The organism is Candidatus Nitrospira nitrosa (assembly GCF_001458735.1).
Taxonomy (GTDB): Bacteria; Nitrospirota; Nitrospiria; order Nitrospirales; family Nitrospiraceae; genus Nitrospira_D; species Nitrospira_D nitrosa.
The window spans coordinates 1,111,196-1,126,338 of sequence record NZ_CZQA01000001.1 but is presented as its reverse complement, the minus strand read 5'-3'; the positions used below and the strand labels follow the sequence as shown (position 1 = coordinate 1,126,338).

The 15,143-nt window shown below is 54.8% G+C and carries 10 protein-coding genes and 1 pseudogene; 6 read left to right on the top strand and 5 right to left on the bottom strand.

The features are described from left to right. Positions 1-202: 202 nt before the first annotated feature. The 6 genes and pseudogenes from COMA1_RS05315 to COMA1_RS05280 all read left to right on the top strand — a co-directional run bounded on the left by COMA1_RS05315 (position 203) and on the right by COMA1_RS05280 (position 7,135). A complete protein-coding gene (locus COMA1_RS05315; protein ID WP_141654229.1) occupies positions 203-2,191 on the top strand; it encodes a PAS domain S-box protein in 1,989 nt (662 codons plus the stop codon). A gap of 1 nt (position 2,192) precedes the next feature. Then, the gene (locus COMA1_RS05310; RefSeq protein ID WP_090744811.1) at positions 2,193-3,596 is read left to right on the top strand and encodes a sigma-54-dependent transcriptional regulator; all 1,404 of its coding nucleotides are present in this window, start codon (positions 2,193-2,195) and stop codon (positions 3,594-3,596) included. A gap of 407 nt (positions 3,597-4,003) precedes the next feature. Beyond that, positions 4,004-4,743: pseudogene (gene cysD / locus COMA1_RS21510) on the top strand (sulfate adenylyltransferase subunit CysD). A 309-nt stretch (positions 4,744-5,052) separates the two neighbouring features. Beyond that, entirely contained in the window at positions 5,053-6,069 is a 1,017-nt protein-coding gene (locus COMA1_RS05295; RefSeq protein WP_090744805.1) for an isocitrate/isopropylmalate dehydrogenase family protein, read from the top strand. Between the two features lie 33 nt (positions 6,070-6,102). Continuing rightward, positions 6,103-6,453, top strand: coding sequence for an isocitrate dehydrogenase (locus COMA1_RS05290; RefSeq protein WP_090744802.1), 351 nt, complete (start codon positions 6,103-6,105; stop codon positions 6,451-6,453). 301 nt (positions 6,454-6,754) lie between these two features. Continuing rightward, positions 6,755-7,135 carry a Na-translocating system protein MpsC family protein gene (locus COMA1_RS05280; protein WP_090744798.1) on the top strand — a complete coding sequence of 127 codons (381 nt, stop codon included), beginning with the start codon at positions 6,755-6,757 and terminating at the stop codon, positions 7,133-7,135. 466 nt (positions 7,136-7,601) lie between these two features. Here the strand turns inward: COMA1_RS05280 and COMA1_RS05275 are convergent, their stop codons facing one another. The 5 genes from COMA1_RS05275 to COMA1_RS05255 all read right to left on the bottom strand — a co-directional run bounded on the left by COMA1_RS05275 (position 7,602) and on the right by COMA1_RS05255 (position 14,992). Further along, positions 7,602-7,931 carry a P-II family nitrogen regulator gene (locus COMA1_RS05275; protein ID WP_090744795.1) on the bottom strand — a complete coding sequence of 110 codons (330 nt, stop codon included), beginning with the start codon at positions 7,929-7,931 and terminating at the stop codon, positions 7,602-7,604. After that, complete coding sequence (locus COMA1_RS05270) at positions 7,855-11,151, bottom strand: DUF2309 domain-containing protein (RefSeq protein ID WP_090744791.1); 3,297 nt, start codon at positions 11,149-11,151, stop codon at positions 7,855-7,857. The genes COMA1_RS05275 and COMA1_RS05270 overlap by 77 nt, the downstream gene beginning before the upstream one ends. A gap of 16 nt (positions 11,152-11,167) precedes the next feature. Then, the gene (locus tag COMA1_RS05265; RefSeq protein WP_090744788.1) at positions 11,168-12,856 is read right to left on the bottom strand and encodes an NADH-quinone oxidoreductase subunit 5 family protein; all 1,689 of its coding nucleotides are present in this window, start codon (positions 12,854-12,856) and stop codon (positions 11,168-11,170) included. A gap of 744 nt (positions 12,857-13,600) precedes the next feature. After that, positions 13,601-14,512, bottom strand: a complete 912-nt coding sequence (locus COMA1_RS05260) for a DUF72 domain-containing protein (RefSeq protein ID WP_090744784.1) — start codon at positions 14,510-14,512, stop codon at positions 13,601-13,603. 135 nt (positions 14,513-14,647) lie between these two features. Beyond that, positions 14,648-14,992 carry a Na-translocating system protein MpsC family protein gene (locus COMA1_RS05255; protein ID WP_090744779.1) on the bottom strand — a complete coding sequence of 115 codons (345 nt, stop codon included), beginning with the start codon at positions 14,990-14,992 and terminating at the stop codon, positions 14,648-14,650. Positions 14,993-15,143 lie beyond the last annotated feature (151 nt).

Below are 15,143 nucleotides of genomic sequence, written 5' to 3'. Positions count from 1 at the left end.
TCCATTCTGTATCACGAGCCTCACGGCCTTGGCTATGGCTCAAACGTGTCAAGCCAAACTCTCTGCTCGATCGGCTCCCCACCCCTCCTCGTGCCCCAGATCGCCATCCTATCCGTCTCTTTCAGCTCACTCGACGATATCTCGGCCATCTCGGTATACTATCCATTCGTGACGTGATGGGTTCCTACAACCGAGGCTCCGTGTGAAACGTCGCACGACATCTGTCTCTCAGTCCAAGAGCTCTATTCACGCCAGTCCGGAGGTCGCCGCAGCGGAAGTATTGGCTTGGGTGAGTGATTGCTTGGAGGGCGGACTGTGTTTCATGGCCAAGGGGATCCTGGTATTTGAGAATTCGCAGTTCGGCGAACTGGTTGAAGCCTCGGCTTCGCCATCAGGCGACCGGTCCGGCCATGATGCAACGCTTCGATCACAGCTCTTTGCTGATGCGATGACCTGGAATAGGGACAGCCTCGGTGCAAGAGGCAGCAAGACCTATCGTCTCCTCGATCGCCAAGGCCAAACGCTCGTCTACGAATGCCGATATCACGTGGTCCCCTACCATGGGGAGACCGGCGTACTGTTGGTCCTACAGGACGCCACCGAACATACGGAGTTGGTCCAGGAAGCCTCGCAGATCGCTCGGTTTCAGTCCGTGCTGGCCCGCATCGGAACGCTTGCTGTCACCGATGCACCGGCACAAGAACTGATGACCGAAGCGGTCAAATATACAGCTGAGGCCCTTGGCGTGGAGCTGTGCAAGATTCTTGTCCCACAAGAATCAGATGATCACTTAACCGTGGTGGCAGGAATCGGCCTTGACTCAACGGTGATCGGAAAGCTGACGATCGAGGGTGGCACCCATTCGCAAGCCGGCTACGCCATTCGTGAACGGCTCCCCGTGGTCGTCCGGGATCTACGGAGGGAAACACGGTTCAGTCCCTCCAAACTCTTAACCGAACATGGCGGGATCGCAGGCATGTGCGTCCCAATGTTGGTGGAGGATCGTGTCTATGGAGCCATGACCGCCCATTCCAGGTCGGTCCGAGATTATACGGTGACGGAACTCGAGTTTCTTTGTACGGTCGCCAATACCGTCGCGACGGTACTGGAACGACGACGGCGCGCCGATACGCAACGGGATCTCTACCATCGGTTGTTTATGACGGCGCAAGACGGGATCATGTTGACCGACACCGAGGGCCGAATCTTGGAGTGGAACCCCGCGCTCGAACGAATGACCGGATGGACCAGCGAAGAAGCATTGGGACAACGCCCTTCTATTCTCAAGTCGGGAAAACATGGGCAAGAATTTTACGACCGGCTCTGGCAGGCGCTTGGGGCCGGACATCCGTTCGTCGATCGGTTCGTGAATCGACGGAAGGATGGCTCGGAATTCCTCGTCTGGGAAAGCGTGAGCCCGGTGAAAGATCGTGACGGCACAACACAGTACTACATGGCCATCCTCACCGACTTGACCGAGCGCGAGCAGATGCTAGAAGCCTTACGACATGCGGAGCAAATCAAACTGGTCGGACAATTGACCGGTGGTATTTTGCACGAAGTCCGCAATCCATTGATTGGGCTCGGTAGCCTCGCAACCCACTTAGCCGATCAAGAACACTTGCCGCAAGCGGCTAGAGATCGCTGTCGGCTCATCGCACGGGAAGCCACTCGTATTGACGAGCTGTTGGAGTCTCACTTAAGCCAACTTCGACCACGTCCCTTTGATCTACATCCCTGCAATCTTCCCTCGCTCATCGATGACACCATGACCTTGCTGAAACCAAACTTGACCAAACAGAACATTCACATACGAAAGGCGATTGCTCCAGACCTGCCGCTCGTGGAAGCCTCTCGTGCGCATCTTCAGCAGGTCTGTCTCAACATCGCGATGAATGCGATCGACGCCATGCCGAATGGTGGAGAACTCACGATCACGATACGAATGGAACCCAGGCGAGGCACTGGTGTACTTCTTGCTTTCTCTGATACGGGAAAGGGGATTGACCCTGACAATCTCAAACGGATTTTCGAGCCGTTCTTCACCAGTGGGAAAGCCAAGGGCGTTGGGCTTGGACTCACCATCACACACGATATTATCGAACGACATGGTGGGCAACTGGTCATCACAAGTCCACCCGGCAGCGGAGCAGTGGTGGAAGTGTGGCTTCCCTTGAACCCCGAGCGATAACATGACCTGGCAACTCCTTCTCGTTGAAGATGAAACGTCTGTTCGCGAAGCCTTCGCGCTGCGCCTCAGCGATCACGGCTATATGGTCCAGACCGCGAGTTCCGGCGAGGAAGCGCTTGGGCTGCTCCGTACGACTGAACCGGATATTCTCGTGCTTGATCTGGTCATGCCGAATCTCACGGGCCTGGACGTGCTGGCCCGTGTCAAACAGAGCTCGCCAAACTTGCTGGTTATCCTCGTCACTGCAAGGGGCACGGTCAAAGATGCCGTCGAGGCGACGAAACTGGGAGCCTTCGACTTCGTGGCCAAATCCATCGACATGGAAGACCTCCTGCACGCGTTGAGCAGAGCGACGCAGCTGCTGACGTTGCAGCGCCAGGTTCATATGCAGAGCGGGCAAGACGCTGACCGATACGCGCTCGACCGGGTCATTGCCAAAAGCCCCGTCACTCAGCACTTCATGAGCCAGGTCCGGGAGCTCGCCAAGAACGACCGTGTCACCGTGTTACTCCAGGGCGAGACCGGCACCGGGAAACAATACATGGGCCGGGTGATCCACTATAACAGCGCCAGAGCCCACAAACCCTGTATCGAAGTCGACTGTCCATCGATTCCACGGGAACTCTTTGAGAGTGAGCTCGTTGGCCATGAGAAAGGATCATTTACTGGAGCAATAGGCCGCAAGACTGGCTTGATCGAACTCGCGGAGGGGGGAACCCTCATGTTCGACGAGATCGGTGACCTCCCCCTCCCGTTACAAGCGAAGCTCTTGCGGGTCATCGAAGAACGGACGCTCCGCCGTGTCGGGGGATCAGCCACGATCCCGGTGGATGTGCGTTTCATGGCGGCCACGAATCGCAATCTGAAGGATGCGGTTGCCAAGGGCGAATTTCGCGAAGATCTCTATTTCCGACTGAATGTCGTGACCCTCACAATTCCCCCGTTGCGGGAACGGCCGGATGACATCATCCTGCTAGCGAAGCAATTTTTAGCCCGCTCCGCACTGTCACTTCGGAAACCGGTTCGGGCACTGGGAACCAGCGCGGAAACGCTGTTACAGCAGTACCACTTTCCCGGCAATGTGCGTGAATTGAGTAATCTCATAGAACGGGCGGTACTCTTCTGCCCTGGTGAAACGCTTGAAGCAGGGCATTTCCCCTCTGACGTGCGAGAAACTCCCGTGCAGCCGATCGCTGATACGGCTCCTCCTAGATCGATGTCAGATACGACGGATCCCGCTCAGATCCACCTTTCATTCCACCTCGGTGAATCCTTAACGGACCTTGAGGACCGCATCATCAGCGAAGTATTACAACGGTCCGATGGAAATAAATCTCTGGCTGCCAAGCATCTTGGTATCACCCGCTGGATGCTGGACCGACGACGCAAGCCCAACAATCCCTAAGCGAGCACCGACGCACATTCACACGCAGGCTTGTGCGCTGACACACAATCTACAGCACAGTCCATAGACGCCTCCCTGATACCACCATCCAGCTCTTCCAGTTTATAGATGATATGTGAGCAACTGTTCCTCACTTCTTCCAACGCATCCTTGGGGCTGACGATTGCACGAATTTCTGACGCCACGATGATATCAGTAGGAATCATCAGGCCGATGCTCGCTCCTAGTTTTCCTACAGTCTCGGATCACGAACCATGCTGTTACAACCCATTGTATCTACCCTTCTCTTTGTAGGCGCATCCCAATTTCCCTGTTCATCATGAAGCAGCACCGCCCCCCCCACACAGACTGATGAGGGTGGGAAGAGAATGAAGCATTTACGGACATTGTAAGATCAAAGCGTCTACATTCTGCGCGAGGCCTACAAGCACTTTGCCGATCTGGCGATGCTGGTCCATAGGAAAAGACTCGATTGTGTTGTTGTGACTCGCACGCAAGGCCTTCTTTGGGTATGTGTCGTTCCCACTCGTTCACATCGATTCCGGCTACGAAATGCCGGAACTCATCGAGTGTCGCGAATGGCACCTCGATCTGGTCGTGGGTCAGAACTCCGAGGCACTGTCAGCAGGCATGGGCCCGGAACAAGGCCGTGTGACCTGCTATACGGCCATGAGGATCGAGGCCCTCAAGAAAACTATTGCCAAACACAAGCGGACCGCCATCATTCTGGGGATTCGTGCGGATGAAGAAGGAACACGCGCCAAAGAGCGTTATTTTTCATCGCGCGATAAGCATGGCGAATGGGATTTCCTGGATCAACCCCCTAAGCTCTGAGATTAATTTACTACGACCTTCCCGACCGGCTCCCATATCCGCGTGCATCCCCTCTTGGACTGGACGGAACTAAACATCTGGGAATATTTGGAGCTCGAACGAGTTCCTCTTCCTACACTCTACTTCGCTCAAGGTGACGGGATGCGATATCGGAGTCTCGGATGTGTGCCTTGCACCGGTACTGTGTCGTCGTGCCTCGACGATTCCACAAATGCTTTCTGAACTCCACGTCGCCACCATTGCAGAGCGAAGCGGTCGTGCCCAGGTGCAAGGCCGCGGCATTGAGACGCTTCGCAAACTTGGGCATATATAATTTCCTTACGCCCCCCTGGTCCTGAGCGTACCTATGCGAGGCATCATGAGATCTCGCTATGCGTCTTACAGAGATGAGCACAGGCGCACGAGGTTCCGTGCAACACGTGTATTGGCGCACGCCCCATAAGCCCAGCATGATCCCGGCACATCCATCCAGTCTCTCTTCTGCCCATATTTGCCTGTATTTTTAATACCCTCTTGACCCAGCGAGAAAATAATTCGGCTGGAATCGCATTTGCACTACTCATCCCATAGAAGAAAGGGGAGCGGATGGTCCGATCGCCCTTGCTGCTTAAGGGAGGTTTCAATGGGGAACCAGCATGTCGTCACGATGTTACCGGGAGAAGGCACCGGCCCGGAAATTTGCGAAGCGGTGCGGCTCGTCATCGATGCAAGCGGAGTCAATATTAAGTGGGAGTATGAGGACATTGGGCTCGACTGCCTCGAGAAGTACGGCACCCTCCTGCCTGACAAGACCATTCAAAACATCGCGAAGAACAAGGTTGCCCTGAAGGGGCCCACGACCACACCGATTGGAACCGGACATAAGAGCGCCAATGTGACCCTCCGTAAAGTCTTTGATCTCTATGCGAATGTGCGGCCGGCCAAACTCATCCCCGTCCTCAAGCGGCCTTGGGACAAGATCGACATCATCAACTTTCGTGAGAACACCGAAGACTGCTACGCCGCCATCGAGCACATGGTATCGGATGAAGTCGCGCAATGTCTCAAGGTCATTACCTGGCCAGGCTCCTACCGGATTGCTGACTTCGCGTTTAAGTGGGCGAAAGCCAACGGACGCAAGAAGATCTACTGCGTCCACAAGGCCAACATCATGAAGATGACCGACGGTCTCTTTCTCGATGCCTTCCGGGAAGTCGCTAAAAAGTATCCGGACATCGAGTCCGGCGACATTATCGTGGATAACTGCTGCATGCAGTTGGTGCGAAATCCTGCCCAGTTCGACTGCCTGGTGCTCCCGAACCTCTACGGCGACATCCTGACGGACCTCTGTGCTGGACTAGTGGGAGGCTTGGGATTCGCACCCGGCGCCAATGTCGGCGACGGATGCGCGATCTTCGAAGCCGTCCATGGCTCAGCGCCGAAATACGCCGGCATGAAGAAGGTTAATCCTTCAGCCGTGCTGGTCTCCGGCATCATGATGCTTCGTTGGCTCGGTGAAGAAGCTGCTGCTGCTCGAATCGAGAAGGCCATGTTCGCCGTGCTTGATGAGAGAAAACATGTGACATACGACGTCGGTGGAACCGCCAAAACAGACGAGTATGCACAAGCAATCGTGGACAAGATGCACGCAAAGGCCTGAGCTTCAGAGTCCGGACTGAATAAGGAGATATCCATGCCAACATTCACTGAAACTGCAAAGGCAACCAAAAAGAAGAAAGACATCAAACTCGTCGGAGTCGATATGTACATCATCGCGGACAAAGGCATTCCGAAGTTCGATGACATCGGACCGTTCAAATGTGAATTCATTTCGAACAGAGGCACGAAGGTCTGGCCTGGCTTCGTGAGTCCTGATCTGCTTCAGGTCAATTGGTACCGATGCCGGTTCATGGCCACCAAGGATGTGCAGGATGCGGACGTCAATACCTTCCTGGACGCCCTGAGCAAGAAGGGTTGGTGGTGGTCCGCAGCGCAGAAGTTATGGAACTACGACGGTGAGGCCGGCTTCAGCAAAGCTTACTAACACCTGCATCGAGGCGATGGACGTTCGCGAGAGCGCCATCGCCTCAGCCATAGAGTGGCACGCATCTCACCGGAAGTGCGGCATGAAAGTCTTGACGAGTGAAGACCTTGGAATTGCCGCGTGGGAAGGCATAGAGCCTCCTATGCTCGAGTTGGAGCCATCAGCTCCTAGCCCCCGTACAGGCTCAACGATACTGACCGAACGGCAAGAAGCATTTCTCCGTGATCGCTTCGGCATCAGACTCGAAAACCCCCAAACTGGACGGTGGATTCGGTCCTGGCGCACCGATGGGGAATAGATCATGGCTAGAGTTCTCTCCAACAAAGCGGAGATCGAATATGCGGTCATGCTCGCTGTTTTAGATTTTCAGACCGAGTTCATGAAGTCTGGCTATTCCCATGTGCAAGCCCACGCGTATGACGAACTGATCTACGTCACATCAGCCCGAAGCACATCCATTCCGGCGGAGAAGGAACTGGCCAGGTCAACTGACGGTCACGAGCTGCTCCGTCGATTTCATCGGGCTTTGTTTGACTCTTGTCAGCATGTGCTGCGAGGCCGCATTGAGCAAGCCATCGGTGTCAAAGTTCAAAACATCGTGACGGATCTCGACCCAGAAGCGGGTCTCAGCACTGTCGTTATTAAACTGCTTGAACCTATCACACAATCGTCTACACACTAATTCGCCACACCATCAGCAGCCGCTATGGGAGTATGTCCCGTCTTGCCACGATGAATGTTCAGATTTCCCAGGCCCGTTGAGCCAACATTACAGACTCCTGCTGGAGGCAAGTCTCAAACACCTCCGAAGATCTTTGAGCCCCCCATAAACTGTGCGAACAGTGTGTTGACAAACACGTTCACCAAACTGAAAACGCACAACTTTTAAGGTCTCCAACGGGAGCAGAGTGGCCCGCAGGCTGGTCAGAAAGGCCTCAGCGAGTGAAGAGGTGGATCGTACTCTGCCCTGTACGTTGAGCCTCTGAGCGATGCGAGAACGCTGCTGGCAGTCTTTGGCAACAGCCTGCCAGAAAAGAGCCGCAGGATTCGATGAGTTCGACTGAACCCGGAGAAGGCCTCGGCCAGGCAACTCACCCCTGGCATCAGGCATGGGAGAGCTACGTGGAGTCAGTTGGACCGATCTCTCTTCATTGTGGAGTAAAGTGCTCTCGTCGGCTGACTGCCACATCGCTCACGAACATGGCACCGGAGTGTCGATGGAAAAGTGGACCGAGCCCGGCCAAGATAGGCTCAACCTTGCTATCAGGCACGACCGTGAACACAATCACTTGGCTGCTGGTATCATCAAACACCAGGTGCCCTTCATGAAAACCATCATGTCCCTTACCGGATACGTTGTTGATGATGGTATAGCCTGTGGCGCCGGTTCGGTCTAAGAGCTCAGTGACAAATTTCAATTGCTCGCCCTGCACAACGATCTTGATTTCCTTCATCGGGTGCAATGTCAGTCCAGCCATGATTGCTGCCTCCTTGCTGCTGAGTTTCCTTCATCCAGCCCCTGACGCGATCATACCGATAGCATCGGTGGTCCGTCGGATCGAGCGAAATCAGGGTGATCCAACCCAGGGTAATCAATTGGTCCAAGAGGGGATGCTTGCCGATCACCCGGTCGATGCGATCCTTCGGTCCTTCGATAATAGTCAGTAACCTCATCGGTTCATGGTAGGGCACGGACCCGTTCAGGACGGTTTGAGCCGGAAGCCCAAGTCTGAGGTCGCTCCAAACTCCGGTCATAACCCCGATACGGCCCACAACATTATGGTAGACCTTACTGCCGCTGCCGTACACCTCGTTATCGACCGACGAAAAATAGTGCTCCATATTGATCCATTGCGCGACCACCAACGGAGCGGTCATAATCGCCTCCAGAATTTTGCCCGCCGCATCTTGCCTGTAGTCATACGAATGGAGGAACGAGCGACCTTCTAGATTCAGGCCTTGGGTCAAAGCGCGACGGCCGATCACAATCAAACTGTTTTTTGACAGCCCCCACTCAGGTCTCACTTCCGCCCAATCCTCACTCCTTCGTCTAGCTGACTGCCGAGCCGAACGGGCGTTATGGGAAGTTCGTGGCGCCAAGGCTTGAGCCCGTTCCAGCGACACCTGCCCCCCTGCTCGATCGAGATCGAGCAGTAATCGCTCGAGATCTTTCCGGTGAGTAGCCGGAACGTCTTCCAAATCGACGATGCGGACACAGTCTGTCGTCGTATCATGCTCTGCAGCCAAAAACTGTGTATCCGTAGGAATCACGATCCCACGTTTTTTCAGTAGTTCCCGCAATGTCGGTTTATTGGCCATCGCCGCGATCGTACGAGCGTTCGGCAATCCATGATTTCCACCGCAGGCGCCGCAATCCAGCGCCGCTTCGTATGGGTTGTTCTGCGAGGTGCTGCCGTGCGCACAGAACAGGACAACACGTGCGAAATTGGCTGTGAGACCCATGAGCCGTAAGGCCGCCTCGACAAGGTAGGCTTGTTCTCCCGCCGAAAATCCCGTATGTGTGAGACGTCCTAAGTACGCGGACACTCCTCTTGGACTGATCCGATGGCGATCGCGTAACTCTTGATAGAGGGCCGCCTGCGCTTCAGATGTCAAGCCGAGTACCCTCACAATGTCCTCATGACTATTTTCGGCTTCACCGATCGCTACTCGTCTGATTTTATCGAGCAGTGTCGGCGAGAGCACAGCGCCGTCGAGAGCGAGCCGTTGACGGACAACCTCCCGAATGATCGCTCGCTGTTCGGTGGCGACCATTTCCTCAGCCTCTTCCCGTTGCAGTGTCTCCACTGTCAGGGTGGTGGCCAGTGATGGCATGAACACTCGTCGGGCCCATCGTCTGACCTTGGCATACCAAGCAGGAAAGAGCGTCCTGCCTAGCAGCGGAACCCCAAAAAACCAGCCGATCGCCTCGACCATGACATAGGGTGTCACCACGTTGGTCTTCAAGTCATGCAGCAATTCAGTAGCCGTGCGAGCCAACTGTTCGGCTTGTTTCCGTTCTTCCACCAAAAGGCCTTGGTAACTTCGTGGAACCTCGCGGACCCGATTCTTTGGCTTCAGCAGAACAGGACAGTGCGCGACAGGCTGATGTGCGCCGAATGGCTGATAATCCAGCGGGACGCCGAAGAATCCCGCAAGACCGAATGTTTCATACCCACCCAACTGCTCCAAATGCCGACGAAACACTTCGGCACGCACGTCGATGCAGAAAACGACCTGGGCTAAGGCTCGCAATGAAGGAGAGACAGAATCCGCCTCACCTTGCCTGGGGCTTGCGGTCAACTCATGGAGGATTCGCCTTCTGTACCCTCCTTCGAACGCGTTCAACCATATGGAAGACTGCAGGGCCGATGAGCAGCCTTCCAGCCATTCGTATAATGTCTGCAGGTCTGACCGGGTGGTTGTTTGGATCGCCTCCGGATCTACCGCAAGTGCCTTCGACAGGCGCATGAGCTGTGAGGCCAGCCGATGATGGCGTTGGTGAACTTGGCGTGTACGCCAATGGGCCTCGTGCTGAAGGCCAAGTTCTTCCCAACTGTGATGCGCATGTCGAGTCTTCGGTTTCAGCATCTGCCGAACTTGCCGTTGGAATGGAGTCAGCACCTGTCCGTTGACCCAAGTCCGACGCAGGCGATACGCGTGTGGATAGGCTACGACAAAACGGTGGATCGCCTCATCCTGTCCGTCTATCCCCAAGGTATCCCGACAGGCCTCCTGCACAAGTTCTCGTTCATAGAAGAGTCTGACCGCCAGGTATTTGACGAGGTCAACCGGGTAGACCTCCTGATAGGGATGGTCCGTTTGCTGAGATCGCCACTTGAGATACCCTGTCCATCCCGGTAGGGCGGTTAACTGCGACGAGAGATAGGACTCCCACGCTTGTTTGGGAATACGCATCTGTGCAAGGTGTTGCAGCAGGGCATCATCAGGACGATCAGGCAGAGCGGCGATCTTGGCGGCCGCATCCTGAATGCCGATGAGACGCAGAGTACAATCATGGGCTGCAAGGGACTTCCACGCTCGGTAAAAAGTCTGCTCGCGCCCCGGCATGCTCCAACCTGCCTCGCCCTCATCGAGGAACGAGCTGCACCACTTCACCATTTCCTGGTTGATACGTTTGACAAGGGCGGTACCCAACGTTGCATCGCACCAAGCGCTGAGCGTTTCCCGTGCCGACAGATGCGATATTTCTGCCGAAGAGGTGGGATTGTCGAGTCTGATCTCTGTGCATGGCTGAGATTGAAGCCAGGTGAGCACCCCTTCCGCACTGGGCTGGCCGTCGACAGAATCGACGGCGCCATCTGAGTCGGTGAGACCAGACACCACGAGCGCCGCAAGAATTTCTTGATGTCTAAAACGTTTACCTGCAAATGTAATGTTCTCGTCTAGAGCAATCGACTCGAGTGCTGCCTGAAGATCTTCACTCATAATACGTCCAGCTCTGAAGTGACGGCGATACTCCTCGTTACTCAAATACCCTCGTCCACCGAACAACCGTTCTCCGTGCTCCACGGCCAGTTCAAACGGCATCCTCTCCAGTCCATGGAGCGGATTGTGATGAATAAACGTCCGCATGGGCCAATACTGAGAGACACACTCGCCCGCCAATTGGACGTATGAGCGCAGCTCCATTCGTTGTGCGTCAGTGAATCGATCCGTTCCGCACTGTGCCGTCACAGGATCCACTCCTCGTTCAGATACGATTAGGCTTTGTGAAACGCGTACGACTCGCAAACGGGTTCAGTGCACGAAAGATGTCCTCCACATACAGCGCGTTGAGGAAGGTCACGTACAGCGTTCGATGCAGTTGTTCCAACCAGCCGGGAAACAGCATTTTCATGCCATGGGCATTTGCGTACAACACTCCCCAGACAGTCACAATGGCCAGGGAAGTGACGGCAACGAAGGTTTCAAAGAAACCTTGATGCCATGCAGCGGCCTGAAAATATGTGACAGCTTGCCCGGAAGCCGGATACAGAAAGTGGGTAAAGGATTCTCCAGCCCAGAGGTAGGTGAATCCGACCAGCACCACTGTCATGATCATCGTGACAGACGCTTTCCACGAGGCAGGGGAACGCAACCGGTATAAGCTGAAAATTGCTTGGGCGGATGTGACCCACGCGAAGAAGAGGAAAATCATGGTGCCCTGGGTCTCGAACAATGGGATGTGAATGGCGCCATGGGCAAGTAACAAGATCACCAACGGCATGACCAGCGTAAGGAGTAATCCGACCACCCAGGGTGCAAGAGCAAAGCCGGCCGTTTCACGAACCGCATGAGATTCCGGCATGGTGAAATCAGTTCGTGCCTTGTGGATATTGGTGCCAGAATTGAGGAACAATGTCGCCTTGAAGAGCCCGTGAGCGCACAGATGAAAGACGGCTAAGGCAAATGCACCCAAGCCGCATTCCATGATCATGTACCCCATCTGTCCCATCGTGCTGTAGACCAAGGTTCGCTTAATGCTGGACTGTGTCAGCATGATCAAGGCCCCGATCAAAGCCGTCAGCGCGCCAATGGCGAAGAGGAGATGCAGTGTGGTGGGTGAGGATCCGTACAGCGGGGCCAGTCTGTTCACAAGAAACCCACCGGCATTGACGATCCCAGCATGCAGCATGGCAGAGACCGGTGTCGGAGCCTCGATTGTACCGGGCAACCAGATGTGAAACGGAAACTGAGCCGACTTTGTCAGAACGGAGAGGGTCATGATCAATGTAATGACCGTGCCGGCTGAAATCTCCCACCGAGTTCCCTCACCAAAGACTGGACCAGTCGCGCCGCTGTTCCACGTCTGGTACAGGATCGGTAGGTCGAGAGTGCCAAACATCATATAGATCAATCCAACGCTCACCAGCAGCGCCGCATCTCCCAATCCCTGTATACATACCGTTGTGCGTCCGGCTTCTCGAGCTGCCTGACTCTCTCGGTTAAATGCGAGCAGCGTTCGCAAGAGCCAGGTGACGGCATGCCAGGCCACAAATAACCAGAGGAGGTGCCCACTGGTGACGAGCATCAATAAAACAAAAGTCAAAAGGCTCAAGAGACTGAAGAACTTGATGTAACCTTGATCGCCCTGCATGTACCGGCTGGAATAGACGTGGATCACCAGACTGACCCCGGTCACCAGCACCATCATTACGCCAGAGAGTCGATCGATGAATAGCTGTGGCGCAATGAGATCAGGAAAACCGGGGAGAGTGAGATGAAGTGAGGGACCTTCCACCACCGCATACAGCGAGAACAGTGCCGCGCCTGTCGAAATAATCAGGCCCACTATTCCAATCCTGGCCACACGCTCCCCAAGAGTAGACCCGCAGAGCATGACCAGAGAACTCGCAATCAACGGTGAGAAGATCGTGACGAGCGCCGCAATCCATTGCATGGGACCTCGATTTGGTTTCTGCAACGCTCCTAAGATTCAGCAAGAAGAGTGCCCACAGAAATGTCGGACTCTTCACTGCTCTCTCTTGTCTCATAATGCGGTTTAAGTTGAAGGAGAGAGGGTCTTCAATCACTGGACTCAAGGCAGAGAGAGATAGTCATCGCTGTGTGCGGGCACACGTACTGTGTACTGACACACACATCGTGCGCTGACACACCTACACGGACTCCTGGGAGAAGCACGCTGCCTCCTATACTCCGGTTAGTAATGCAATACACAGGAGGACGCGCGGGTGGTGACTTGGGAAAGGCCTGACGAATGTCGATTCAGTTGCCCTAAAATACAGAGCGCTGGGGATCTGAGGGAATCCAGATGGCCATGTAGAATGAACCAGGCTGCTCTACGGCTTGACTCCTTCATGAAGAACCAAGTGACTTCGTCTATTTCACCGTGCCATGTTCGATTCCTGTCAACACATCCTCTGGGAGCAGATTGAGCAAGTCATCATGGTGAGGGCTCAAAACATCGTGACAGACATCGCACCTGAAGCGAGGCCTGGTACCGTCGTCATTCAATTGTTTGAGCCACGCACCTAATCGGCGACACATTGATCCGTCATACCATTTATCCCTATCGCCGCGATGCTACCCGGTATTTCTCCACAAGCTACAGCGCGCTCCACTAATTCTGTGGGATCAACCATCACGCCTTCGTTCAATTCACATAGCTCATTGCGAATGATTGTCACTCATGTGGAACCGGCCCAGTGGTTCCTAACAACTCCACAAGGCCTTGCACGGTTTTCGGCGCATTGCCCTCACTCCGATTGTTCACCAAGACATAGGCCGGCTTAGCTTGCGCGATTGATTGTTGAATGATCGCCACGGTCTCTCGTCGCATCTCTGGGAGTTCTGCGACAATCTTGGTATAAGGCGCTGCCCGTTTCTTGGCATCCGCATAACTCATTTTTAATGGCGTCAGTAGGCGAAGAACGGTGAAAGGAGCTGTGAACGTCTCCCGCATCCTTTTGTGTTGTTCAGCCAGCGCAGGCATATAGGACCAATGGTTGTACACGTGCGCAACGCCGTGAGTCTCCAACACCTTTCGATACTCGGGCCCAAGGATCCCGGCATTACGGATCTCGACGGCATATTTGAACTCGTTCGGGAGTTCGCTGAAAAAACGATCCAGTCTGGAACAGAACTCACCGATTGAAAGCCCATGACGTTGAAACTCAAATAGAAACGGGCCGGTGCAGTCCTGGAACTGGGCCTCTCGAAACGAATTCAACACGAGGTCGTTGAACAGCTGCGCATCAAGAAAACGAGGATTCGGCTTACCAGCCTTTAGCCCATACCGTGGATGCTGGGCGAAGACCGGCACGGTGATGTCCTCCCAGACTTTGAAACACATCTCAACCCGCTCCGGCATCTGGTCGCGGTAGGCACGAAGCTGCTGGCTCGTCGGTGGCCGATAGAACGTGGAGTCGTTACCCACGGTATGGAAGAGTGGTGAACCGTTGTGCAGGAATCGCCAATACTCCGATAGGCACTGTTTGGTAAAGGTGCCCTTAGAATAGTCCTTGAGATACACCTGGCCTTTCCACCCCTCGTAGGTCCAGGTCGAAGTGCCGAATCTGACCAACGATGCCATCATGCCCCCGCTACATTCATTCGTGGGGCACCCAGCTCCGCCGGAAGCGACCCACGGTTACCGGCACATGGTGATGGAAAGACAGATGGATGAGAGGTTTCGACCCTGCGGCCGCCGGGTCGATTATCCGGTGGTCTTCTACCGCGCTCCGTTTTGCAGTTCTCGATCCACCGTAAAGACAAACACTCGTTCCCCGAGCTGGACATCAATATCAGTGAAGAGACCGAGAATCTTCGCTCCGGTAATCTCACCAATCTGTTCGCAGAGCTTGTCTCGCCCTTGGGCAATCAGGTTCTGCCGCAGCCGCTTGACCATTTCGATACCCTCTGCGGTCTTCGCCAGCTGGCGCTCGGCCGGTGTTAAGACGCCTTTGAGCCGCACAACAACCAGATCGCGTGCGACCAACGCACGGACTTCGTCAGGGCCACGCCCAAGAAACTCCTGCTCAAACTTAATGATGGCATTACGGATCGAATTTTCCATGTCTCTATTCTTTTCGATTATAGGTACCTGTCCCGTGTGAGAACAAGTGTAATCCTAGCCCGCATTATTCATGACTGTTCGTGGCGAAACCGCCCAGCCGCGTTGTGAGATCGGCGCGCGGAGCCCGGAGGTCCTGAGGTGTACTCATGCA